Genomic DNA, 25,933 nt, shown 5'->3' with positions numbered 1-25,933 from the left:
AATCCGTCATTTCTGGCGATAAACTGGGTCTTGAAACTTTGATCTTTAGCATATGCCAGATAAACAATAAAACAAAAGCCGCCCATGTAGGGCGGCTTTTGTTTTAGCCGGGGCATCCACCTCCGAAATGTCATTATCCGTTTTAAAAGGCAGCGTTGATTTGCGGGATTGGCGTTTGTACCGGGATGGTGAACCAAAACGTACTTCCTTGTCCGGGTTCACTTTCAACTCCAATTTCACCTTTATGTCTTCTTACTATTTCAGAAGAAATATATAAACCTAAACCTAATCCTAGACCTGAACTATGGCCTCCGTTCTCGTTCACCCGAAAATATCGATCGAAAAGCTTTGATAGAATTTGCGCTGATATGCCCGGGCCTTTGTCGGATACCGATATTTTAATATGTTCTTTTAACCGTTCAATATGGATCAAAATATCTATCGATGCGGGAGCGTATTTTACTGCATTGTTAACTAAATTTATTATCACCTGTTCTATTTTTTCTTCATCCGCATAAACTTCTATAGACAAGTCTCCTGTGAGTGAAATATGATATTTATTGTCTAATCGAATATGGTTGCAGCATTGATCAATAAGCCCGGAAATCTTAAACGGTGTTTTATTCAAGGAGAGTTGACCTTGCTCAATCTTTGTTGCGTCTAATAGGTTAATTACAAGATTACCGAGTTTTACTGAGCTGATTTCAGCTTTTTTGGATAATTCAAGTACCTTATCAGTTACTTTGTTTCCATTTTCAAGTATACGTTTCAGTAATTGTATCGAAGCTCTAAGACTTGCTACAGGAGTTTTAAGTTCGTGACTTGCTACGCTTATGAAGTCTTCTTTTTGTTTTCTTAAAATTTGCTGTTCAGTAGTATCTTCAATGATGGTATATCCCAGAGTTTCGCCTTTATCCTGGAACAGAATGGATGTTACCTGGCAATAGATGATAGAACCATCCTTCCTCTGTAAGCAGGTTTCCAGGGTAAAAGATGGCGACGCCTTTTTCCATAAATTATCCTGAAGTACCTTCCATTGATTCTGAAACTCCTGCGGAGTGTAATCTGTGATTTGGGTGCCAATAATCTCTTCTTTACGGTCGTAGCCCAGCATTTCGACCATAGCGGGATTTACTTGAATGATAACTAAATCTGAAGAAATGATCTTATTGCCCAGCCTCGAACATTCAAATACAGTTTTAAAGCGATCCTGGCTTTCGTTATAATCGTGTTGTTCCTTTGACTGAACAGCAGATGCTTTCAAAGATTCGTTCTCTTTTTTTAGTTCTGCGATTTCAGTTTTCAGCGAGTCAAGATCATCCATACATGTTAAGAGTTATTACAACGTTCCTTAAAGTAATGACTCTTACTTGAGATTTGTTTTCCAAATCATCAATGGTATTTTTAATGGAGATCACCAGAGTGGTTCTAAAGGGAGCATTTTGTTTTTTCACTGCCCCTCCTGAAATAAGCTTAATCGGGAGATTTTTGCTGTGATTACTCATAGTTCTGGAATTGTTTTCTGTATTCCAAAGGCGTTTTGCCAGCTATCGCTTTGAAATGTCTGTTAAAGTTTGAGAAGTTCATAAATCCACTTTCATAAGATACAATCGCTATGCTTAAATCGGTGTTTGTAAGTAGTTTACATGCATGGCTAACTCTTACTTCGAGTAAAAATAATGAATATCTTTTTTTTGTTCTTGATCTGAAATATCTGCAAAATGAGTGTGGACTTAAATGAACCAAATCAGCGATCTCCTTAAGGGTTATTTCCCTTGAATAATTGTTAAGAGTGTAATGGTATATTTTGTTAAGTCGGGTGTCATCGAATTTATGAAAGGATGCTCCAAAAGCTGTATGGGAGATGAAACTATTGCTGGAATTGCCGGCTATCAGATTAAGTAACTGGAGAAGTATGATAAACCTTTCAGTGCCTCTGGCAAATCTGATAGAATAGATAAGCTTTTTCGCGGCTATAAGTGCTTCGGCCTGAATGCTTATGCCGTAGGAAGATTTATTCAATAGGTCGGTTATTGACCTGTTTTCGGGTAAGGCTAAAAACGATTTTAGAATATCGGGCAGGAAATGTATGACCACAGCTTCGTCCGGATTGTTAGGGTCGTACTCTTTATCCGGGCGCATGAGGTGTGGGACATTGGGGCCGATTAGAAACATCTGATCTTCTTTGAAAATATCAACGTTGTCGCCAATACACCTTATTCCAGAGCCTGTGATGATGTAAATTATTTCAATCTCTGAATGATAGTGCCACTGTTTATTTAAATCCAATCCCATCTCTAATTGAGCGCTGAAGGACTCATTGCCATTAAGAATAATCTTGTGGAGATGTGGATTCATTAGTATAAAGATAACATCTATATCCTTTTTTATTACAAATATAGGTTAAGATAGTATCAAAAGTTGCAAATTTTAATTCAAGTTAGGTCGTTGCCTAAGCTATTTTTGTTATATCAAATTCGACAGTATGAAAAATGAAGCAAAACTAGTTATCCGACTTGACTCGGTTGGAATTAACGATATCGGCATAGCTGGTGGAAAAAACGCCTCTTTAGGGGAGATGATACAGAATCTTTCGGCTTTAGGGATACAGGTACCACAAGGATTTGTGGTGACTGTAGAGGCTTACAGGCAATTTGTCAAACACAATAACATAGAACAGAAAATTGAAAATATTCTTACAGCTGCAGATATTGATAATCTTGATGAATTAAAACGTTGTGGTGCTGGAATTCGTGATTTAATACTTGAGAGCGAATTTCCGAAAGACATGGTAAAGTGCATTACGCAGGCATATACAAAACTCTCAGAGGAGTATGAGCAGTTTAACCTCGATGTAGCTGTCCGCTCATCCGCAACTGCCGAAGATTTACCTGACGCCTCATTTGCAGGACAGCAGGAAAGCTATCTGAATGTCTGTGGGTCAGGGTCGCTATTAGAATCTATTAAAAAATGTTTTGCCTCCTTATTCACGGATAGGGCAATTAGTTATCGCCGAAATTTTGGTTATGATCATTTTCAAATTGGACTGGCTGTTTGCGTTCAAAAAATGGTGCGTTCTGACCTGGAGGCCTCAGGGGTCGCTTTTTCTCTAGATACCGAAAGTGGATTTAAGGATGTTGTTGTTATTAATGGCTCTTACGGACTTGGTGAAATGATAGTGCAGGGCTCTGTTTCACCAGATGAATTCATCATTTTTAAGCCTGCTTTAGAAAAGGGATACCCGGCATTGATTGAAAAGAAATTAGGTACAAAAGATCGGAAGATGGTTTATAGTGACCTTGCCGGAGAGAGGGTGAAAATTGTAAAGACAACCGAAAAGGAGGAAAGTAATTTTTGTATTTCAGAAGAAATAGCCCTTCAACTTTCAAAATGGGTAGTCACAATTGAAAAATATTATTCGCAATTGAAGGGTAAATGGTGTCCGATGGATATCGAGTGGGCGGTAGATGGAATCAGTCATGAGCTGTTTATCGTGCAGGCCAGGCCGGAAACTATACATTCACGTAAAAACGTTGACAACCTTATAGAATATCAGATCAACGACACGACCCGTAAAGAAAAACTTGTTCTTCAGGGAGTGGCAGTGGGCGATAAAATCGCAACTGGAGAGGTTAGAGTTCTGTCTCTCCTCGATGAAAGCCTGCATGCTGAATTTAAAGAGGGTGATGTATTGGTTGCCGATATGACGGATCCTGATTGGGAGCCCATTATGAAGAAAGCTTCGGCAATTATAACAAATAAAGGCGGCAGAACTTGTCATGCGGCCATAGTTGCACGCGAGATGGGAGTGCCTGCAATACTTGGTTGTGGAAACGCAACAGAACTTTTAAGCACAGGAGAGTTAATTACCGCATCGTGTGCAGAAGGGGATGTCGGTTTTGTATACAAGGGCCAGATAGATTATATTAAAAATGAGATTGATTTATCGTTGTTGCCGAAAATTACAACCCCGGTTCTCCTTAATGTCGCTTCCCCGGATCTTGCCTTCCGTTTTTCTAATCTGCCGTGTAAGGGAATTGGATTAGCCAGGGAAGAATTTATTATCAATACTTATATTAAAGCTCATCCATTAGCATTGCTTCAATATCAGTCCTTAAATGATATCAGTCTATCAACCCAGATCGAAAAACTTATTAAGGGGTTTGAAAATGGCGAGGACTACTTTATAAATAAGCTTTCCTACGGCATTGCAAAAATCGCATCGGCTTTTTATCCTGAAAAAGTAATTGTAAGATTATCGGATTTTAAAAGTAATGAATACTTCAATCTTTTAGGCGGGAATCATTTTGAGCCAAAGGAGGAAAATCCGATGATCGGCTGGAGAGGCGCTTCGCGATATTATTCAAATGAATATAAGGAGGCTTTCATTCTGGAGCTGAAAGCATTAAAAAAAGTGAGGGAAGAAATTGGATTAAAAAATGTGGTTGTCATGATTCCTTTTTGCAGAACTGTAGAAGAATTGCTAAAAGTGTACGAGGTGATGGAAGAAAATGGCATGAAACGTGGTGAAGATGGCTTGGAAGTTTATCTAATGGCAGAACTCCCTTCCAATATTATAATGGCCGACGACTTTGCAAAATATATAGATGGCTTTTCTATAGGTTCCAATGACCTCACTCAGCTGGTATTAGGAATTGACAGAGATTCCTCTTTAGTGGCACATATTTACGATGAGCGAAACCCTGCTGTGAAAGCGATGATTAAATCTGTTATACAATCTGCTAAAAAGGCTGGTATAAAGGTTGGCATATGTGGTCAGGGGCCGTCAGATTATCCTGATTTTGCACAGTTTTTAGTGGAAGAGGGAATAGATTCAATTTCTGTCACTCCCGACTCCTTTTTTAAAACGGTTAACGCCATACATGCTATCGAGAAAGCTGCAAGATTTGTGCCTCAAAGGGCAGTGGAAACAGGTAGTTCAATATTGAAGCATACCGGATAGTTAAATGGTATTATTTACAGCTTCCCTTAGAAGCCAGGATACTTTATTAAAAACTAAGCGCCCATATAACTATGAGGCGCTTGTTTTACAGGTTCAAAATAGCAGTTTAGTCTTTAGCTGACTAACAGTCGATATGTTTTAATGAAGGTATCGTGCTTTAAGAAAAAGCTGCTTCAGAAAGCAATACATAAATAAGCAAGGTTTTTAAAAAAGGCTGAAACCAGTTCATCTATTGTAATTACATGTTTTTTGCTTGAGATATTTTCGGCTTGCCATTTCTGACATATTTTTCTCACGACCCTTTGGTGAAGGATGAATGTTTGTTGGGTAAAGTGGGGAAATAAGATTTGCAAACTTCTTGAAGAATAAACTAATTTGTCTTTCTTTAAAACATTTGTGATAGCAGATTTGAACAATTGAGGCGTACTAGTCGGATTTTGCTGTGTAATTTTGATACCGGAATGCTTGACAAAATTCAAGCATTTAATAATTACTTATGAACCCAAGTAAACTCGGTTTTTTTTTCTTGCAATTTTTCTTTTTTAGCACTGCATTTTCGCAAGTAACCCTGCCGCAATTGATTCGCGACAGTATGGTACTGCAGCGGGATGCTAAACTGAAAATTTGGGGTTGGGCCTCGCCTGGTGAAAAAATCAGTATTCGATTCAACGGGAAAGCTGCGCAAGCTACAACGAATATTAAGGGAGAGTGGAATACTTTTCTTCCCGCTATGAAAGCGGGAGGGCCCTATATTATGCAGATAAAGGGAAAGAATACTATTACGCTTCAGAACATTCTGATTGGCGACGTTTGGCTATGTGCAGGGCAATCTAACATGGTACACCAGATGGCCCTACATAATATTACGTACGCAGCTGATATAAAAAAAGCCAATTATCCTGAAATAAGACAGTTCTGGATCGAAACAAAAGCGAGTTTAAGCGGACCTCAGACCAATTTTTCTGCCGGTAGCTGGAAGTGGGCGAATCCTGCTGATGTAGCTGATTTTTCTGCTGTAGCCTATTTTTTTGCCCGCCAGATTTATGAAACTCAGCACATACCCATCGGCATAATAAATGCCAGTGTCGGGGGAACTCCTATTGAGGCCTGGACAAGTGAAGATGGCTTAAAAGAATTTTCTTCAATTACAGCACGGATATTAAAAAACAAAGACACAGCATATGTTAATGATGTAAACCGAAGAGCCGCAGCAGGCCGGGGTATAAGCCGTAATGATACCGACAAGGGTTTAATCGGCCAGGTGAAATGGTACGAGACAGAATATGTTCCAAAAGGCTGGCGACAAATCACTGTTCCCGGTTATTGGGAGGATCAGGGCCTGAAAGATTTGAACGGAGTGGTGTGGTACAGAAAAGAAGTGGATATACCTAAGTCGATGACCGGAGTTCCGGCCAGGGTATTTCTGGGGAGGATAATAGACGCAGATGTGTTGTATGTTAACGGGAAGCAAATTGGCAAAACAAGCTATCAATATCCGCAAAGGAGGTATTCCCTTGGTCCCGATAAATTAAAACCGGGAAGAAATATTTTTGTGGTTAGGGTACAGAACACCGGAGGTAAGGGAGGGTTTGTACCCGACAAGCCTTATTATTTGGATGCTAATGGATTAACGGTAGACCTAACCGGATACTGGCATTACAGGGTTGGTGAAGTTTATTCACCTACAGTAAGAATGGGGCTTGCAGCAATTTCTCCTCAAAGTGAGCCATCAGCATTGTTTAACGCAATGATAGCTCCGGCCACGGATTACGTAATTAAAGGGGTTTTATGGTACCAGGGTGAAAGTAATTCGGGTAACGCTACAGAGTACCGGAACTTATTACCCGCTTTGATAAAAGATTACAGACTTAAGTTTTCCAGTCCGTCTCTTCCCTTTTTGTATGTGCAGCTCCCAAATTTCGGGGACGCAAATTATCTTCCGTCTGACGGAAGCTGGCCGTTGCTGCGTGAAGCAGCTTTAAAAACACTTGTTATACCGAATACAGGCATGGCAGTGACTATCGACCTTGGTGAGTGGAACGATATTCATCCCGACAATAAAAAAGACGTTGGCGAGAGGCTGGCACTAGCCGCGAGAAAATTGGTTTATAAAGAATCTCGTCTTGTTTCTTCCGGTCCGATTTTTATGTCGTCCGAAGTTTCAGGAGATAAGATTGTTCTCAATTTTGCTCATACAGGGAGTGGTTTAATTGCAATTGATGATGAGGAACTTTCACAATTTGCGATTGCCGCCGCAGATAAAAAATTCGTTTGGGCTAAAGCCCAAATTAAGGGTAATAAAATTATCGTATGGGCCGAAGGCGTAGCCGATCCGAAGTACGTTCGTTACGCCTGGGCTGATAATCCGGTCGGCGCAAACTTGTATAACGCAGAGAAACTGCCTGCATCGCCTTTCAGAACTGATGAGTAAATACTTGATGGGCTGTTCGTATTAAACGATTAGCCCCTTTCATTTCAATAGTTGTCCCCTGTTGATTTATCTTAAATGAAGCGTCTTTTGTATATAGAAGCCCAGGTATGTTTCTTTGGACCATTGACCTTCAAAATAGGTCAATATAATCGATCAGGGTTAGTACGAGGCTAGCGAATTTAAACTTAGTCATGATGAAAAAAATAAAAGCGTTGCCGGTAAGAGTAGAACAAGAAGATGGTAGATTAATTGAATGCCCTAAAACCGAGGCAGACAAAACCACGGATTTATCAGAAACAACTGTTATTGCTAAGAAAAAACCGGAGACAGCATCTGAATCATCCACTCAGTGGTTCAAACAAATATATCCCAAGCCCAGAAATTTTCCCTTATTAAACTAAAGGTTTGTCTGTAAGCGATCAACGTCTTTGCTTCTTTCTGTAAAGAGTAAAAATGCAATGTCATTCATTGCTATATGATGGTCCTCTCTCAGAGGAACGGTTATTTTTTGCTTACATCGAAAAGCTATATCATAGTTTTCCTAAGCCAGTAAAAACAGTCACTCCGAATTTGATTTTTGGCAAGCATCACGGATGTTATTATGTGCGCTTGATATTGTCAGTTTACAGAGCTTCTGACAATTATTGTTGCTGAATGGAATTATATGTTACTGGCGGAATTATTATTCTAAAGACAGTTTTTTGTTAATACTCCCCTATGATTGTGGTTGTTTGCCCCTCACGCATCTGCTATTTTTAACTGAACTTAGCTATTGTTTATAAACCTTAAATACGGCCGATTTTTAAGAACTAAGATTAACAGTATTTCCATGAATGTAACCTTGCCAGAATTAAGGCTCATTCATTTTAAACCAATTTAAACCTAAAATTAAATTTTTTTTTATGTGTAGTAATTACCGCACGCGCTGGTGGATTAAGCTAGGCTTAATACTTCCCATTGTTTTATTGGCAGTTTGCGTAGCCAATGCTCAAGTTACAGTTAAAGGGAAAGTTACAGATGAGAGTAATGAAGCTTTACCCGGCGTGACCGTTAAAATTAAAAACCTGTCGAATGGAGTAACAACTGATATTAATGGGAATTATTCCATCTCTGTTCCAGATAATACTGCTAGTTTGATGTATAGCTTTATTGGTTTTGTTTCTCAGGAAATCGGGGTTAATGGCAGAACGATAATCAATGTAGCGCTTGCGCCCGAAGCCAAATCACTGCAGGAGGTAGTAGTTGTCGGGTACGGTACGCAAAAAAGAGCGACTTTAACAGGATCAGTTTCTGTTGTAAAAGGTGAAGAACTAGTGAAAAGCCCTCAGCCAAACTTGTCTAACTCGTTGGCCGGTCGCTTTTCAGGTGTTATGGCGACAAACCGGGGTGGCGAACCTGGATATGATGCGTCTGAGATACGTATCAGAGGTATTTCTACTACCGGTAACAGAGATGTTCTGGTTGTTGTGGATGGTGTACCGGGGCAACTCGGCGGTTTTGAGCGTTTAGATCCTAATGATGTTGAAAGTGTAACCGTTTTAAAAGATGCTTCCGCAGCTGTTTACGGTAGTCGTGCTGCCAATGGGGTAATCCTTGTTACTACAAAAAGAGGGACAACCGGTAAACCAACCGTTTCTTACAGTTTCAATCAGGGGTTTTCTTCTCCTACAAGCCTGCCTAAAATGGCGGATGCTGCAACTTATGCAACTATTAGGAATGAAATTAACTATTATAATAACCCTGCAGGCGGGATGAATCAGTTCTATACTGCTGAGCAAATAGAAAAGTTTAGAAATGGATCAGATCCGTTAAACTACCCTAATACAGATTGGATAGCAACTTCGCTAAAAGACAATGCACTTCAAAATCAGCATAACCTATCTGTAAACGGGGGAACAGAAAATACAAAATACTTTGTGTCTTTAGGAATGCTTAATCAGGGTGGTCTATATAAAGAAGGGGCTACAAAATATAATCAGTATAACCTTAGGTCGAATATAGACGCTAACATTACAAATAATTTTAAAGTTGGTCTGTCTTTGGCGGGAAGGCAGGAAAACAGGCAGTTCCCTACACAGGGTGCAGGAAATATTTTCCGTTCGGTATATAGAGCATATCCTACAGTTCCCGCAATATATCCCAACGGACTTCCTTCTTCGGGTATAGAAAATAACAACCCGGTAATGATGGTGACCGATGCCGGCGGTTTAAACAAAAACCCCCGTTTATTTTTTAACGGAATTCTAAGAGCCAGCTATGCGATTCCACTTGTTAAAGGATTATCAATAGATGGTTTCTATGCCTTAGATAAGTCAGATCAGTCAAACAAGAATTTTACTACTCCGTATTTAGTGTATTTGTACAACAGTACCGATAATAAATATGATCCTAAAACAGTAGGAGAAGCTAAAGCTTCCCTGTTTCAGTCTCAGGAGAATACTACTTTATCTACAGCCAATATTAAATTAGATTTCAAAAGAAGCTTTGGAGTGCATAATGTTACTGCTTTTGCCGCTTATGAACAGAGTGAGTCAAGCCTGGATTACTTTGATGCCAGAAAGTTGAATTTTCCTACACAGGAAACCCCGGAGTTGTCTCAGGGAGGAACGAGTCCTACTGATATGAAGGTTGAAGGCAGAAGCTGGAAAGCGACTCGGGTTAGTTATATTGGAAGAGCCAATTATAACTATAAAGAGAAATACCTTGCGGAAGTTCAATTACGTGTTGACGGTTCATCTAATTTTCCTTCATCAGAGCGATTCGGCTACTTTCCAGGAATTTCTGCAGGCTGGCGTTTATCAGAAGAAGGATGGTTTAAGAACAAAGTAAAATTTGTTAATGACCTGAAACTTCGAGCTTCTTATGGAGAACTGGGTGGGGATAATGTTGGCTCTAACCAGTTTATCAATAACTATTCTTTCAATAATCAGTACATACTTGGTAGTGGTGTTAATCCCGGAATTGATTTGGTTAAACTTGCCAATCCGAGTATTACCTGGGAAGTTTCTAAAAAAACAGATATCGGTTTAAATGCAGCTCTTTTTCAAGATATTTCCCTTGAGTTTATCTACTTTAAAGAAAACAGATCAAAAATTCTTTATAACAGAAATGCTTCCATTCCAAATGTGACCGGAATTGTAAATCCCTTTGGTTCGGATGCATTAGTACCATCTGAAAACATAGGAGAGGTAGATAATGCCGGATTTGAATCTACATTGGGTTATAATCATAAAGGTAATTTCAGCTATGGTATTTCAGGGAACGTTACGTATGCAAAAAGTAAGGTTGTTTTCAGAGATGAATCACCTGCAGCCCTTGACTACCAGAAAGAAACCGGCAAGCCGTTAAATACTTATTTGTTATACAGGTCTATAGGTATTTTTCGCACCCAACAAGAATTAGATAGTTACCCGCATGTAACTGGCGCGAAATTAGGTGATTTAAAATTTGAGGATTACAATGATGATGGCAAGATAACCGCTGATGATCAGGTAAGAACTGAGCTTGGAAATATACCTCAGCTGACATACGGTATCAATCTAAATGCCGGATGGAAAAACTTTGATTTTTCTGCTGTTTTGGCGGGTCAGTCTAAAGTGAATCAATATGTATTAGGGGAAGCTGGAACAGTTGGTAATTTTTACAGCAGCTGGGCCGACAACCGTTGGAGTCCTGCAAATCCAAATGGCACTTTTCCTCGTGTAGATGAAAGAGCTTCTGCTTCTATAAGCGGTGGCCAATACCGAAATGATTTCTGGTTAAATAATACTGCTTTTTTAAGGTTAAAGAACATTGAGTTAGGTTATACTTTACCTATGTCTGTGCTTTCTAAAGCTAAAATACAGTCGGTAAGGTTTTACACCAATGCATTTAATGTGTTCACCCTTACAAAAGTTAAAGATTATGATCCTGAGGGTAGCAGTGAAAGCGGACAGTTTTATCCTCAGCAACGTATTATCAATTTAGGCGCGAGTATTAAGTTTTAAATAAGAGATCATGAAATCAAGCAGAATTTTAAATATACTATACTTTACAGCTGCACTTTCAATAGTGGCCTCCTGTAAAAAAGATTTTTTAGACATCACACCTACCGATAGAGTATCCGATGCAGCAATCACATCAGATTCTACACTTTTTGAATCTTTTGTAATTAACCGTTATCTGGGAACCAGATTAACGAATAAAGAAGCAGAAGGAACACTGCCGGGGTTTGGACGGGGTTTTGAATATGCCATGTGGTGTTCCCTGACTGATGAGGCTATTTATAATAATAACGATGATACCTGGCTTGTTCAGAAGGGGGAGTTGTCTCCTGAGAATACAGGTATTGCAGGCACATTGTGGGGCCGCAGCTACAGAAGTATAAGAGAATGTAATTACGCCCTGGCAAATGTTGATCAGGTTCCTATGAGTGCATCTCATAAAAAAAACCTGATAGCCGAAATTAAATTTATCCGTGCCTTCCGTTACCATGATCTCATTCGTAACTACGGCGGTGTTCCTTTAATGGGAGACAAAGTTTCTAACCTATCCGACGATCTCACAGATCCGGCGCTATTTCAAAGAGCAAGCATCGCTGATTGTATTAACTATGCTGTTGCCCAATTAAGCGAGGCTGCAGCTGGACTGCCTGAAAGTAATAATAGCAGCTGGGTAAGAGGCAGAGCAACAAAAGGTGCTGCTCTTGCTTTGAAATCAAGATTGCTTTTATATGCTGCAAGCCCGCTATATAACGCAGGCACATGGCAGGCAGCTGCTGATGCTGCTAAAGCAGTAATGAATCTTGGTACTTATAGTTTAAGTTCGAACTATAGCCGCTTATTTCAGAAATCCGACCCCAGCAACGAAGTTATTTTCGCTCGTTATTATACTGTTGCTGCTCCTCACGTTCGGCTGGAAATCTCTAACGGCCCCAATGGCTACGACGGCTGGGGCGGTAACCTTCCTTTGCAGAATATGGTAGACGCCTATGAGATGAATAATGGCAAAGTTATAACAGATCCTACATCAGGATATAATGAACAAGATCCCTACAAAAACCGGGATCCAAGGTTTTACGCTACAGTTCTTCACAATGGCGCTCCATATCGCGGGCGCGCAGTTGAAACTTTTATTCCCGGAGGGCGCGACAGCAAAGACGGACCGTCAAACTGGAATACTTCTAAAACAGGTTATTACCTAAGGAAATTTGTTGATGAGGATTTGCCGATTCAAAATCCCTGGAACGTAGCTGGTATACAGCCATGGATTTATTTCAGGTACGCTGAGATCCTGTTGAATTATGCGGAAGCACAAAATGAAGTTGTCGCTACCCCAGATATAACGGTATACAATGCGGTTAACGAAGTTCGTGCACGTGCCGGAGTAAATATGCCGCCTCTGGCTGGCTTAACTAAAGAACAAATGCGTGAGGCTATAAGAAGAGAGCGCCGAGTGGAGCTGGCTTTTGAAGAGCACCGTTTCTATGATGTTCGTCGCTGGAAAATAGCTACACAAACTGAAAATATGCCTGCACAAGGGATTACTATCACGAAAAGCGGAAGTACTTTGGCTTACCAGAAAAAGGTAGCCCTAGAGGGCAGAAAATTTGAAGAAAAGCACTACTGGTTGCCAATTCCAAGGGCTGAGATCCAGGCCTCTGGCGACAAACTAAAGCAAAATGCTAATTATTAATAAATGATTTATGAGCTACCGGATAAGCCGGTAGCTTTTTCTATAGGCATTTCTTTACAAATCGAACAATGAATTTAAAGCTAATAAGCAAAGTTTTGTCCTTTATGCTTTCTCTAAGTATCTCTGCCTGCGGGAAGGAAAAAGGCTTAAAAAATCCTGCTGCTGCGGATCAGGTGCGAAAAGTTATGGTCTCAATAGATCTTAACAAGGGGTATCAAACGATCGACAACTTTGGAGCATCCGACGCATGGTCCTGTCAATTCGCGGGGAACTGGCCGGAAGCCAAAAAAAATGGGATTGCTGATCTGCTTTTCAGCCGAAAGCTAAAATCGGACGGATCTCCGGAAGGTATAGGTCTTTCATTCTGGCGATTTAATATTGGTGCCGGGAGTACACAACAGGGAAGTCAAAGTGGTATTGGCGATGAATGGCGCAGAGCGGAATCGTTTATGAATGACAATGGAACTTACGATTGGAATCGGCAGTCCGGACAGATGTGGTTTTTGAAAGCTGCAAAGGAACGCGGCGTAAACAATTTTCTTGCTTTCACAAACAGTCCACCAGTTCAAATGACGGTGACTAAAAAAGCGTTCGCAAGTTCTGCGCAGCCCAATCTGGCTCGAGAAAACTTTCCTGCGTTCGCAGATTTTCTTACGACTGTGATAAAAGGAGTTCAGGTTAAATCAGGAGTTACATTTAATTACATAAGTCCGGTCAACGAACCACAGTGGGATTGGAGCGACGGCGGGCAGGAAGGAACGCCTTTCACCAACAGCGAGATCTCTGGCATTATAAATTCACTCGATGCATCGCTTAAAACGAATAATCTGAATACGAAAATTACAGTTTCTGAAGCAGGGCAATATGAATTTCTTTATTCCGCAAATGGTAAGGCCGATAAGGGCAATCAGATTGAAGCTTTCTTCGATTCTTCATCCCCGAACTATATCGGTAATTTATCTTCTGTAGAAAAGCTCATCTGTGGCCATAGCTACTTTACCACATCAAGTTATGCAAAGGCAGCAGGCATCAGAAAGCAGGTTGCTGCGAAAATATCCTCTGTTTCCGGATTAGGATTCTGGCAGTCTGAATATTGTATTTTAGGTGATAATGAAAATGAGATGAAAGGAGAGGGCCGGGATTTGAGTATCGCTCCTGCATTGTATTTAGCAAGGGTAATTCATAACGATCTGGTCAATGCGAGTGCTTCTGCATGGCAATGGTGGCTGGCCCTTTCTCCTTATGATTACAAAGACGGGCTGATTTATATTGACAAAAATAAAACTGACGGTGCTCATTACCCGAGCAAAATGCTTTGGGCTCTGGGTAATTACAGTCGCTTTATTACACCCGGTTCGGTAAGGCTGGATGTTGTCTCTAACGGTGGGGAACCAGAAGTTCTGGCTTCATCATACAAAACCAATGATAATAAGCTGGTCACCGTTGTAATAAACTCAACTCCACAGGCTGTTGAACTAAGTTTAGCTTTGAATAATGGGAAGCTTAAAGATCTTACAACTTATATAACCTCAGCAACAAAAGATCTGCTTATAAAACGTGCCCTTCCTGCTGATAAACCTATTGTGCTGGAACCGCAAAGCATAACCACTTTTTTATCTGATTTAGAATAATTAGAGCCTGTATCAACACTACTAAATTTTCGCTGGAAAAAGCATAGATAATACAAAATCATGAATAAAATAACACACAACCTCGCTCTCCTGGCTTTGCTCGTTTTCCTTGGCAAGGACCTGAACGCTCAAACTTCATCCCACACCTTCACTTTAACCGACTCGGCATTTCTTTTAGATGGCAAACCGTTTCAAATGGTTTCCGGCGAGATTCATTATCCCAGGGTTCCCCGTGAATCGTGGAGACACAGAATGAAGATGGCCAAGGCTATGGGCCTGAATACAATTGGCACATATGTTTTTTGGAATGTGCATGAACCTCAAAAAGGGAAATATGATTTTTCAGGAAACAACGATGTTAAGGAGTTTGTAAAAATAGCTCAGGAAGAGGGCCTTTGGGTTGTTTTACGTCCAAGTCCATATGTCTGTGCCGAGTGGGAATTCGGTGGTTATCCTTACTGGTTGCAAAATATAAAGGGCCTTGAGGTTCGAAGCACCGAATCTCAATATCTGGCTGCTTACGAGAATTACATCAAGGAGGTAGGAAAGCAGCTGGCACCTCTGCAGGTAAACCATGGCGGGAACGTTCTTATGACACAAATAGAAAATGAGTATGGCTCTTATGGAAGTGATAAAAAATATCTTGACCTAAACAGAAAGATGTTTATAGAGGCAGGTTTTGATGGTATTCTTTACACCTGTGATCCGGAAGCTGCAATTAAAGACGGCCACTTACCGGGTTTACTTGCAGCGATCAACGGAGTAGACGATCCTGAGAAAGTGAAAAGGCTTGTCAGCCAAAATAATAATGGTAAAGGTCCCTACTTCATCGCAGAGTGGTATCCCGCCTGGTTTGATTGGTGGGGTACGACACATCATACTGTTCCTGCGGCAAAATATGCAGGGAGGTTAGATTCTGTACTAAAAGCCGGCATATCTATAAATATGTATATGTTTCATGGAGGAACTACCCGCGGTTTTATGAATGGCGCAAACTTTAATGATAAGAATCCTTATGAACCCCAGATCAGTAGTTATGATTATGACGCGCCATTAGATGAGGCAGGTAACGCAACCGAAAAGTTTATGCTTTTTAGAGAAGTTATTCAGAAAAATTTACCTGAAGGCCAGGATTTGCCTTCGGTTCCTTCCGCTAAAACCTCCATCAATACAAAACCTGTTGTATTTACGTCTTCGAGTACTGTATTCGATTTGCTGAAATCTCCGATCACCAGCAAAAAACCTTTAACATTTGAAGATTTAAACCAGGCCTACGGGTACGTAATGTACCGGACAATAATCAATGGAAGCGGAACTAAGCAACTGCTTAAAATCCGGGATCTGAGAGACTATGGTATCGTTTTTATCAATGGAAAACGGGCAGGAAATCTGGACAGGCGTTTATACCAGGATAGTTTAATGTTAACCCTGCCGAAAGGAAAGGTAACACTTGATATCCTCGTAGAGAATATGGGAAGAATAAATTTTGGGCCCTATTTACTGAAAAATAAAAAAGGAATCACCGAAAAAGTGGAATTAGGTGGAAGGGAAATTCAAAATTGGCAAATGTATAAGCTTCCTTTTGATACCATACCGGCGGGTAGTGTAAAGAAAATTAGTGTTGATTCAAAAACGCCTGCTCTTAAAAAGGGGTACCTTACTATAGACAAAGTTGCTGATACTTATCTGGATTTTTCAAACTGGGGCAAGGGAGTGGTTTGGATTAACGGACACAACCTTGGGAAGTACTGGGAAATAGGTCCTCAACAAACCATATATGTTCCTGCCGAGTGGCTTAAAGAAGGTAAAAATGAAGTCCTAGTTTTTGAACTTAATAAACCCGAACAATCCATTCTGGCAGGTCGTGATAAAGCAATTTTAGATAAGCTAAAGTAGGATAAAATTTAGTGCTCATTAAATTGAGGATTGCTCAATCGAACGCCTGTTATTTCCATATCAGGCGTTCTTGAGTTTCGGGGCCGGGATGATATAATTCAATGAAATTTGAATGCTCTAACAGCATATTTAAGCGGATGCTTTTTCGGACTGTCGGTAGATAAACGTATATTTAATAACCAATTATTAATGTCGGCAAGTTTCAAGATGAATAAGGTGTTTTTCATTCTCCTGCTAATAAGTTCTTTAGCAGTTCAGTCTCAAACGCATGCGGAAAAGAATATTTTTCATTATGGTTTAAAGGACGGGCTTTCCTTCGGAATCGTAAATAGTATCACACAGGATAACAAGGGTTTCATTTGGATAGCTACATCAGATGGTTTAAACAGATTTGACGGTCATTCATTTACTGTTTTTAAAAATGAACCTAATAATCCATATGGGATCGCCAGCAATCATGTACAGTCGGTTTTTAAGGATTCGCAGGGTTTGCTCTGGATCTCGTCCCGGAATGGGTTGACGAGTTTTGATACCGGTAGTCAGCGTTTTATCCGGTATAATAGTAACGGGAAGAAGCCAGATAAGAAGGATGATATTACCTGTGTTACAGAAAGTCGTGATAATAACCTATGGGTAGCCACAGCGGCCGGATTTTACTATTTTAATAAGAAGAATAAGAAATTTACACCTTATAATACCGGTAACTTAAAAGGCTTAAACACAAATTCAATACTGAATATCTATGAAGACTCAAAAGGTTTTTTATGGGTAGGTACAAACGGATTTGGAATTCAGGTGTTTGCGGTATTGGGCTCTCAGGTTAAAAGACAATCGAAAATTATACCCCCCTTGCCAGAGGCAAGAATTAATAAAATTTTTGAAGACAAAGATCAAAATGTGTGGGTTGCCACTTCCAATGGCTTAGCTCTCTATTCACGAAAATTAAACAGCTTTCAGCTCTTTAATGGACATGATTACAATCTGCCGGGTAATATTTTTTTATCGGTGATCGAAAATGGAGATAAGGAAATCCTTGTAGGCCTCCAGGATGGTGGACTGTATAAGGTTGCAAGCAGCCAGTCAGCGAGTAAATATCAGTTCGAACCGGTTAAGGATAGCAACGGTAGTCTCGTAACGAAATGGTCGGTCCAGACACTTTTTTTGGATAAGGATAAAAATATTTGGTTAGGAACCTATGGGAATGGAATCTTTATGGTTAACAGCATTCCAAAAAAATTCAGGAAGTTTCAAATAAGGAAAGATTTGGAAGGTTCCGATTTTGTCCGTTTTTATGGCCTGACGCAGGATAACGAGGGCTTGTATTGGCTGGGTACAGACGGGGATGGAATATTTAAAGTAACGAAAGAAGGAAAGATTCTTAAAAATTATAGGGCTGATGGACGAAAAGGTAGTATCACTGACAACGCAGTGTTATCAGCGTTAAAAGATAGCAGGGATCGCCTTTGGTTTGGGACCTATAAAAGCGGATTGATGCGTTATGATAAAAAGTCTGATGCCTTTCAATCCTTTTCATACAATTCTAAAAGTCCCGGCAGTTTGAAGTATAATGATGTCAGGGTAATATATGAAGACAGCAAACAAAATATCTGGGTTGGAACAAATGGGGGAGGTTTAAATCTTTTTGATTTAAAAACCGAGACTTTCGATAACTGGAATCCTGATAACAGCGAAATTGCTTCCAATGATGTGCGGGCGATCACCGAAGATAGCAGTGGAAATTTATTTGTTGGTACATATGGTGGCGGAGTCAATTACTATGACGTAAGGAGAAATGCCTTTTTCAAGCTTTTTGAAACCTCAGCAGAAAGCGGTGTTCTGGTAAATAATGTGGTCTATGCTCTGTATCTGGATAAGGAAGGACAGCTTTGGATTGGGGCGGAAGGCGACGGTCTGGTGATTTACAACACAAAGACCAAAGCAATAACAAAATATAATGAAAAAAACGGCCTTGCTAACAATACGGTGTATTCCATTAAGGCGGATGCCCAGGGGAATGTTTGGTTAAGCACAAATAAGGGCATATCCAAAGTTGACGGTAAAACTCGCAAAATCTATAATTACGATGAATCTGACGGTTTACAGGGCGGGCAGTTTCACGAAGGCTCTGCACTGGTGGGTGAAAATGGTAATTATATGTTATTTGGTGGTACCGAGGGATGTAATTTCTTTGATCCGGGCAATATAAAACCGAGCAAATCGGCCCCGAAGGTGTTAATAACGGGTTTAAATATATACGGGCAGCCGACAGACAGAGCCAAATTCGAAAATATTAAGGATATCACAGAGGCTAGTCAGATAGAGTTAAATCCCGATCAGCCCGTATTTTCAATAAATTATTTAACTCTGAATTATGGCTTCCCGCACGAAGGGGAGTATGCTTATAAGCTTGAGGGGCTTGATAAAGAGTGGAACTTTGTAAAAGGCCAGCGATCCGCTACTTACAGATATCTGGCCCCGGGTACCTATATATTTAAAGTAAAAGCCTCTAACGAAGATGGAATATGGGCTGATACTTTTTCGAGTATTAGCGTCGTCATTCTACCACCCTGGTATAAAACATGGTGGGCCTATTTAATTTACGCGGGGCTTATTGGAGTCGCGATCTATTCTTTGATCCTATACAGAACGAGGCAGGCAAGGCTGAAATTCAAGGTTAAAGCCGCACAATTTGAAGCCGAAAAGGAAAAGGAATTACATGAGAAAAAGATAAATTTCTTCACAAATGTTTCTCATGAGTTTCGAACCCCTCTGACACTTATTATTAATCCTGCAAAAGAATTACTGCATGATGATTCTCATAATGCAAGCATGGGGAATCTAAATACGATTTATAGGAATGCCCGAAGATTGTTAAGCCTGGTTGATCAGCTCTTACTTTTTAGAAAATCTGAGAGCGAGATGAGTAAGCTTAAACTGGTGAAATTAAATATTAGCAGCGTTTGCCAGGAAGTGTATTTATGCTTCACTCATCAGGCCAGGAAAAAAAATATTGATTTATCGTTTGAAACGGCAAATAACTCTCTCGAAATTATTGCCGATCGGGAAAAAATGGAAATTATTCTTTTTAACCTCATTTCCAACGCATTAAAAAATACTCCTGAAAAAGGCTCCATAACTATAAAAGTTTTAGAAACAGACCAGGATGTATTAATCGAAATAAGCGATACTGGAATTGGCATTCCTGAGATAGTCGGAGAACGTATCTTTCAACAGTTCTACCAGGTACAAAATAATAGTTCCGGTTCAGCAGGAGGTTTTGGAATTGGACTATCACTGGTAAAGAGTTTTGTTGAAAGTCACAAAGGTTGTGTTAGTTATGAGAGCAAGACAGGGCAGGGGACTAAGTTTTCTGTCTTATTTAAGAAGGGGAAAGAACATTTCAAAGATGCTATAATTTTTGAGGAGCTTCACGAGAGTTCTGTGTTCCTGGAAGAATTAGTAGTGGAATCGCAGATGGAACAGGATTTCGGAGTAAGACCTGCTGGCAATTCAGAAAGTACGGAAGTGTACTCAGATGATAAAAGAATTCTGATTGTTGATGATAATGTTCAGATACGTCAATACGTAAAGCAGCTGTTTGAGGGAGAATTCGAAGTTTTGGAAGCTGAAAACGGGGATAAAGGACTTGAAACAGTAAAAAAATATATGCCAGACCTGGTCATAAGCGATATCATGATGCAAGGAATAAGTGGCATAGAACTGTGCTCGAGAATAAAAGACGACCCGGCCTTAAATCATATTCCGGTTATTCTTTTAACTGCAAGTTCATCCGATGAAGTAAAGCTAAAAGGAATAGAGTGCGGTGCGGAAGACTTTATCAGCAAGCCTTTTGAGAAGGAAATGTTAATAGCCAGGGTAGCCGGAATTCTAAAAAACAGGAATGACCTACAAAATTACTTTTTTAATCATATTACCTTAAAGCCGGATAATTCAAAGATTTCAGATGAATACAAGCAATTCCTTGATCGCTGCATCCGGATAGTTGAAGAAAATTTATCTGAATCCCAGTTTGGGATAAAGGTACTGGCAGATAGAATAGGCATGAGCAGGTCAACGCTTTATAGCAGAATAAAATCCATTTCCGGACAATCTCCAAATGAATTTATACGATTCATTCGCCTTCGAAAAGCAGCGGAAATGTTTATTTCAACGGAGTGTACCGTTTCTGAGGCTGCTTATAAAGTAGGGATAAAAGATATTAAGCATTTCAGGGAGCAATTCAACAAGGTGTTTGGTATGAATCCTTCTGAATATATGAAAAAGTATAGAAGGAAGTTTCACACGACCCATACTATTAGATAGTCATAGGGTATAGTCATTGCCGGACCCGATTGGTACCATAAAGTTTGTTCAGGTGCCAGATATTTTTCTCCGCATTAAGATTTCTGTTTGCTTGTTCCAAGCCGGTGCAGAATACATGATGTCATAAATAGCACCTTTTCGCGATAATAGGATTACCTCATGATTTTATCTGTTTACCCCCTGTTTCCTTAATTTTTTTTGTCGATTTTCGCTCTGACAGCTTCCGAAAAGGCTGCTCAAATCTTTTATAAACCAGTATTACTAATATGAATACAATCTACATCGCGAAACGACTGTTAACTATTCTTTGTTTGAATTTGGCATTTCTAAGTGTTTCAGCACAGCAAATTGGACAGAAGAAATTATTTACCGATGGCTGGAAGTTTTATAAAGGCGAGGCTTTAAACGCCGAACGGTCAAGTTTTAATGATAACACCTGGAGAAATGTCCAGCTACCTCACGATTGGAGCATCGAAGGTCCTTTCAGTAAAGAGTGGGCTAGTGGCACTGGTTATTTACCCGGCGGTATAGCTTGGTATCGTAAAACATTTAATGAGATTGGTGTCCCGCCCTCTGGCAAAGCTTTTATTTATTTCGATGGAGTATATAAGAACAGCGAAGTTTGGATTAATGAACATTATCTGGGTAAAAGACCCAATGGATTTATTCCTTTTCAATACGAACTTACTCCCTATTTAAAGAGAGGGAGTAATACTATTGCTGTTAAAGTTGATCACTCAAAATTTGCTGATTCAAGGTTTTATACAGGATCTGGGATATATCGTGATGTCTACTTAATTACAGAGCAGCCAATCTATATCCCCAAATGGGGCGTAAGTTTTACAACGCCGGAAGTGTCTTTGCAAAGAGCCCGGGCTGATGTGAAAGTTTGGGTTGATAACTCTTTGGCTGTCCTTTCAACGATTTTGGTTGAAACTAAGTTGAGTCTGGGATCGAGAACGATAGCAACTGCCACTAAGAATATTTCAATTGGTGCAAATTCTTCAGGCGAGATTCAGCTTTCGATGCCTGTAACGCAGCCTAAATTGTGGTCAGTGGAAGATCCTCACCTGTATACATTAACTGTTTCTACCTACAATAACGGCAAAAAGACTGATGAGTATAAAGAGAAGGTAGGTATACGGACGATAAAGTTTGATGCTAATGAAGGCTTCTTTCTTAATGGGAAGAATATGAAACTTAAAGGCATTTGTGTCCACCATGATGCAGGGGCGTTGGGAGCAGCGGTTCCGCGGGAGGTTTGGGCCAGAAGATTGAATAAGCTAAAAGAAGTAGGGTGTAATTCTATCCGGATGAGTCATTATCCACATCAGGATTATTTTTATGAACTGTGCGATCAAATGGGCTTTCTAGTTATTGATGAAGCCTTTGATGAGTGGGAAGAAGGCAAAAATAAATGGATTGAGGGTTGGAATGATGGAAAGCCAGGCAGGGACGGCTCTCATGAGGAGTTTAAAGAATGGGCGCAACGCGACGTGAAAGATATGGTTTTGCGAAACCGAAATCATCCCTCCATAATTATGTGGAGCATTGGAAATGAGATAGATTATCCTAACGACCCATATACTCACGAGATATTGAATACCGGCAGAAACCCGCAGATCTATGGTAAAGGCCACCTTCTTGATCACCCAGCAGCAAGCCGCCTGGCTGAACTTTCAAAAATATTGGTTCAGGCCGTAAAGGAAGAAGACACAAGCCGCCCTGTTACGGCTGCTCTTGCTGGTGTAGTGATGTCGAATACGACCAGGTATCCTGAAAATCTCGACATCGTAGGATACAACTACCAGGAATACCGATACGAAGAAGATCATAAAAAATATCCAAACCGGATTATTTATGGGAGTGAAAATGGAATGAGCTATGATGCGTGGGAAGCTGTTGATACCAGTAAAAATATCTTCGGCCAATATTTATGGACAGGATATGATTTTATAGGCGAGTCACGGGCATGGCCGATCAGGAGCAGTGGCGCTGGATTACTTGATTTAGCCGGTTTTCCCAAGCCCAATTTTTATACAACAAAGAGCCTATGGGTTACCCAGCCACTAATTTATTTAACAGCTTCAAAAGTATCCCAGGGAACGGAAGAGAGAGGGAGAAGGGAGTCTAAGCCGTCATGGAACTGGAATACAGGCGACAAGATCCGGGTAATCGCCATTTCTAACACAGAAGAATCTGAATTATTTTTAAATGGTAAATCGCTTGGAAAAAAAATCAGAATAGAAAAGAGCAAGCCTGTTTTCTGGGACATTGAATATACGCCGGGCGTACTGTTAGTAAAAGGATTTAATAAGAATTCTCTGGTAGCGTCATGCCAATTAAAAACTGCCGGACAAGTTGCCGTCATTAAAGCTTCTGCAGATAAAACCCAATTCAGCGCCAAGAGAAAAGAACTTACGCACATAGAAATTCAACTTGCAGATAATGCGGGGAATCCTGTGTATGAAGCAAATAATGAGCTTTTGCTAACTATTGAAGGGCCGGCAGTCTTGCTTGGGCTTGAAAGCGGAGATCTTTCAAGTCATGAAGATTATAAAGAGAATAAGAGAAAGGTATATAATGGGAAGCTGCTCGCCTATGTTCAGTCAGGAGGGCAACCAGGACGGGTAAAAATCACAATAAGCTCCCCGGGTTTGAAATCATCAACAATATTCCTCAAAACTGGCCAATAATTGCGGGGACCTTCCCACATATTTTCAGGAGATGTTTGTTTTATATGTTTTTCTGAAAAATTACGAAAGTAATTTCTTAAAAATTCTTCAAATGATTTTGTAGTAATGAGCTCAAAATCAGAGCTTATTACAATATGTTGAATTAATAGAGATCACCGCAGACTAAAAACTTTTAAATGATTAGAAGAATATAGAAACTAATTAGATTGACTTTACGTACAAGTTAAATTAATTATGCTTGACTTCTTCACCCTTCTGGTTAAATATAACGATGCAGTTATTGAGTATGACGCAGTCTTTTATGCATGCGGCCATAAACATTCATTTCATGTTATCGTAGACGGTATTGCTATTGCTTTCGAACCAGATGTCAACCAGAATTATATCGCAATTATAAATGAAGAGGCAGAAATGAATAATCTGGCACCAGATGCTAAAATAATTCAGTTGATTTCAGAATCGATTGAAGAATATCTGGTAGAACTTTAAGGGTGTTATAAGGGCGAAATCTCTGCCGTTTTAGGAGGGGTACAAAGATCAAATCAAATCCTCCGATTGAATTATCAAAATATTTTTCTTGGTCGACCTGTACATCTTTTGTTCAAATGGCGTAAGACCCAACAACCTTACCAGATGTATTTTTTTTAGAACCAGTGAGAGGTAATTTCTTAAAAAGAAAGGTCTTCAAACGGGGAGAATGAAGACCTTTTAACTAACCAATTATAAACCTGTCACAAAGATATAAAATTTGCTACAAATGCAAAGTTTTTCAATAAAAATTAACATTTTGGTAATAAAAAAATCAAATTGTTGAAAAAGCAAAATTCTCGGCCTAATTGCGATTCTTTCTAATGAGTTGTATTTTGTTTATCAGACTCGAAAATGAAAATTTCATAATTTTCATGGTCTAAAGAATTTCAATCATTTGCTTAATCTGCCTCGGCATTATCCTGAAAAACAAAAGAGCTTCCGTTAGAAAGCTCTTTTGATAGGTAGATGATGATAAATATGTTGATTAGGCGATAAACCCTATAAATCTGGAGTTATATCCCTGATTATTCCGTAAAAATTGCATGTTAATAGCTTTTAATGCACATGCGTCTTTTTTTAAGATTTCCTTTAATAACCTTTGAGTTTTACTTAGCGTTGGAGCAGTTTTTAAATTCACTATCTTCATATAAAGTCCTTTGCATTTATTATGCCAATAATTTAGTTTGATATATTATTGGAATTAAGTTGTTGTAATTTAAGTTGTTGTAATTTAAGCTGTTGTGCTTTGAGTTAGGTATGGTTCAGGGTAGTTATTCTCCATGTTTAGATGATACAGATGTCAAATTAACGCACAAATTAAAAGGCAATTGACTCAAAAAAACTACTATTAAATCAATCGTTGTATGATTCGGAAGAAAGGACTGAGATGAGTGTGAACTATTAGGAATGGCGATTTAGTTGTAGAATTGCGTTCCCTTCTCAAAAAGATATTTTCATAGGTAGATGTGGGGTTGGCGGTTGGTTCAACCCTTTTTAATAATTTTAACTGTTTAAATTGAAATATGCGATCCTGTACGGAGTCTGTAAGGGGCTATAAAAATGAAGTGAGTTACTATAATTAAAGGGTTAAAACTCTTTTCGCCACCTCTTCACTAAGCCCATCAACCCAAGCTGGATTTTTGTGGCTATTAAGGGCACAGGTTAGAAGTCCCTCTTCATTTTTAATACAATGAATAATTACTCCCTTTTCTTTAACATATACTTCATAATCAAAGAAAGTGACCTGTTTAACAAATCCATGTAAAACTGATCCGTCTTTATCCTGATAAGTTACTTTAAAGTTTTTAAAGTGGTGTAAAGCAGGCTGATTTCCTAAGACTGTTGTCGTGTTGCCCATATGTTGTTAGGTTTAATTGGTTTAGAGATTAAATTTAAAAAACAATTTTAACAATCACAACTTATTTGTTAAAAATTTACTTATTAGGATATAAAATTGCTGTCAGTTCTGATGTCCTACCGGATAAATTGTAAACTACCTATGGATTGCGATTTATTAGTTTAAGGGAATTGATACGAGAAGGTCCTTAATAGTATCATTAAAGAGGGTTTTCGGGATAATACCCGGCATGGGTCTATAGTAATTTCGATAAAATTTATGTTGTTGAAAACTTAGTGTATAATTTACACTAAGTTTTTTTACCTTTATAAAAAATAAATATGGTGCTTATTCAGGCGAAGGCATTTATTATAGGGCCTTTAGAGAATTAAAGCATCATAGAATCTATAATCTAATAAAGATATAATGAACTTAAAAAATTATAAAGGTATC

The 25,933-nt window shown here is 39.4% G+C and carries 14 protein-coding genes; 10 read left to right on the top strand and 4 right to left on the bottom strand.

Annotation, left to right across the window (positions count from 1 at the left end; all coding sequences use genetic code 11):
• Positions 1–142: 142 nt before the first annotated feature.
• Genes WG906_RS09110 through WG906_RS09100 form a run of 3 tightly spaced genes read right to left on the bottom strand, consistent with a single transcriptional unit; the run spans position 143 to position 2,358 of the window.
• Positions 143–1,324 carry a PAS domain-containing sensor histidine kinase gene (locus WG906_RS09110; protein ID WP_339992276.1) on the bottom strand — a complete coding sequence of 394 codons (1,182 nt, stop codon included), beginning with the start codon at positions 1,322–1,324 and terminating at the stop codon, positions 143–145.
• Positions 1,317–1,505 carry a hypothetical protein gene (locus tag WG906_RS09105; RefSeq protein ID WP_339992275.1) on the bottom strand — a complete coding sequence of 63 codons (189 nt, stop codon included), beginning with the start codon at positions 1,503–1,505 and terminating at the stop codon, positions 1,317–1,319. Before WG906_RS09105 ends, WG906_RS09110 begins: the two co-directional genes overlap by 8 nt.
• Positions 1,498–2,358, bottom strand: a complete 861-nt coding sequence (locus WG906_RS09100; protein ID WP_339992274.1) for a helix-turn-helix domain-containing protein — start codon at positions 2,356–2,358, stop codon at positions 1,498–1,500. The genes WG906_RS09105 and WG906_RS09100 overlap by 8 nt, the downstream gene beginning before the upstream one ends.
• A 127-nt stretch (positions 2,359–2,485) precedes the next feature.
• Between WG906_RS09100 and ppsA the strand changes: the two genes are divergently transcribed.
• From ppsA to WG906_RS09050, 10 genes are all read left to right on the top strand, one after another.
• Entirely contained in the window at positions 2,486–4,963 is a 2,478-nt protein-coding gene (gene ppsA, locus WG906_RS09095; protein ID WP_339992273.1) for a phosphoenolpyruvate synthase, read from the top strand.
• Between the two features lie 496 nt (positions 4,964–5,459).
• Positions 5,460–7,394 carry a sialate O-acetylesterase gene (locus WG906_RS09090; RefSeq protein ID WP_339992272.1) on the top strand — a complete coding sequence of 645 codons (1,935 nt, stop codon included), beginning with the start codon at positions 5,460–5,462 and terminating at the stop codon, positions 7,392–7,394.
• A 191-nt stretch (positions 7,395–7,585) separates the two neighbouring features.
• Positions 7,586–7,795: a hypothetical protein gene (locus WG906_RS09085; protein WP_339992271.1), complete on the top strand. Its 210-nt coding sequence runs from the start codon at positions 7,586–7,588 to the stop codon at positions 7,793–7,795.
• 501 nt (positions 7,796–8,296) lie between these two features.
• Positions 8,297–11,380: a SusC/RagA family TonB-linked outer membrane protein gene (locus WG906_RS09080; RefSeq protein WP_339992270.1), complete on the top strand. Its 3,084-nt coding sequence runs from the start codon at positions 8,297–8,299 to the stop codon at positions 11,378–11,380.
• A gap of 10 nt (positions 11,381–11,390) precedes the next feature.
• Positions 11,391–13,067 carry a RagB/SusD family nutrient uptake outer membrane protein gene (locus WG906_RS09075; RefSeq protein WP_339992269.1) on the top strand — a complete coding sequence of 559 codons (1,677 nt, stop codon included), beginning with the start codon at positions 11,391–11,393 and terminating at the stop codon, positions 13,065–13,067.
• A 68-nt stretch (positions 13,068–13,135) separates the two neighbouring features.
• Complete coding sequence (locus tag WG906_RS09070; RefSeq protein ID WP_339992268.1) at positions 13,136–14,698, top strand: glycoside hydrolase family 30 protein; 1,563 nt, start codon at positions 13,136–13,138, stop codon at positions 14,696–14,698.
• A gap of 60 nt (positions 14,699–14,758) precedes the next feature.
• On the top strand, positions 14,759–16,594 hold the full coding sequence (locus WG906_RS09065) for a glycoside hydrolase family 35 protein (RefSeq protein ID WP_339992267.1): 1,836 nt from the start codon (positions 14,759–14,761) through the stop codon (positions 16,592–16,594).
• Positions 16,595–16,702: 108 nt separating this feature from the next.
• A complete protein-coding gene (locus WG906_RS09060) occupies positions 16,703–20,917 on the top strand; it encodes a hybrid sensor histidine kinase/response regulator transcription factor (RefSeq protein WP_339992266.1) in 4,215 nt (1,404 codons plus the stop codon).
• Between the two features lie 266 nt (positions 20,918–21,183).
• Positions 21,184–23,613: a glycoside hydrolase family 2 TIM barrel-domain containing protein gene (locus WG906_RS09055; RefSeq protein ID WP_339992265.1), complete on the top strand. Its 2,430-nt coding sequence runs from the start codon at positions 21,184–21,186 to the stop codon at positions 23,611–23,613.
• A gap of 234 nt (positions 23,614–23,847) precedes the next feature.
• Entirely contained in the window at positions 23,848–24,102 is a 255-nt protein-coding gene (locus WG906_RS09050; RefSeq protein ID WP_339992264.1) for a hypothetical protein, read from the top strand.
• A gap of 1,120 nt (positions 24,103–25,222) precedes the next feature.
• Here the strand turns inward: WG906_RS09050 and WG906_RS09045 are convergent.
• A complete protein-coding gene (locus WG906_RS09045; protein ID WP_339992263.1) occupies positions 25,223–25,501 on the bottom strand; it encodes a hypothetical protein in 279 nt (92 codons plus the stop codon).
• Positions 25,502–25,933 lie beyond the last annotated feature (432 nt).

It is taken from the genome of Pedobacter superstes (assembly GCF_037622515.1).
Classification (GTDB): Bacteria; Bacteroidota; Bacteroidia; order Sphingobacteriales; family Sphingobacteriaceae; genus Paradesertivirga; species Paradesertivirga superstes.
Note: the sequence above shows the minus strand (reverse complement) of the source record. Positions and strands in the feature narration are given on the sequence as shown.

Coding starts and splice junctions, on each gene's coding strand:
- WG906_RS09110 (WP_339992276.1), bottom strand. CDS start 1,324: ATGGATGATCTTGACTCGCTGAAAACTGAAATCGCAGAACTAAAAAAA.
- WG906_RS09105 (WP_339992275.1), bottom strand. CDS start 1,505: ATGAGTAATCACAGCAAAAATCTCCCGATTAAGCTTATTTCAGGAGGG.
- WG906_RS09100 (WP_339992274.1), bottom strand. CDS start 2,358: ATGAATCCACATCTCCACAAGATTATTCTTAATGGCAATGAGTCCTTC.
- ppsA (WP_339992273.1), top strand. CDS start 2,486: ATGAAAAATGAAGCAAAACTAGTTATCCGACTTGACTCGGTTGGAATT.
- WG906_RS09090 (WP_339992272.1), top strand. CDS start 5,460: ATGAACCCAAGTAAACTCGGTTTTTTTTTCTTGCAATTTTTCTTTTTT.
- WG906_RS09085 (WP_339992271.1), top strand. CDS start 7,586: ATGATGAAAAAAATAAAAGCGTTGCCGGTAAGAGTAGAACAAGAAGAT.
- WG906_RS09080 (WP_339992270.1), top strand. CDS start 8,297: ATGTGTAGTAATTACCGCACGCGCTGGTGGATTAAGCTAGGCTTAATA.
- WG906_RS09075 (WP_339992269.1), top strand. CDS start 11,391: ATGAAATCAAGCAGAATTTTAAATATACTATACTTTACAGCTGCACTT.
- WG906_RS09070 (WP_339992268.1), top strand. CDS start 13,136: ATGAATTTAAAGCTAATAAGCAAAGTTTTGTCCTTTATGCTTTCTCTA.
- WG906_RS09065 (WP_339992267.1), top strand. CDS start 14,759: ATGAATAAAATAACACACAACCTCGCTCTCCTGGCTTTGCTCGTTTTC.
- WG906_RS09055 (WP_339992265.1), top strand. CDS start 21,184: ATGAATACAATCTACATCGCGAAACGACTGTTAACTATTCTTTGTTTG.
- WG906_RS09050 (WP_339992264.1), top strand. CDS start 23,848: ATGCTTGACTTCTTCACCCTTCTGGTTAAATATAACGATGCAGTTATT.
- WG906_RS09045 (WP_339992263.1), bottom strand. CDS start 25,501: ATGGGCAACACGACAACAGTCTTAGGAAATCAGCCTGCTTTACACCAC.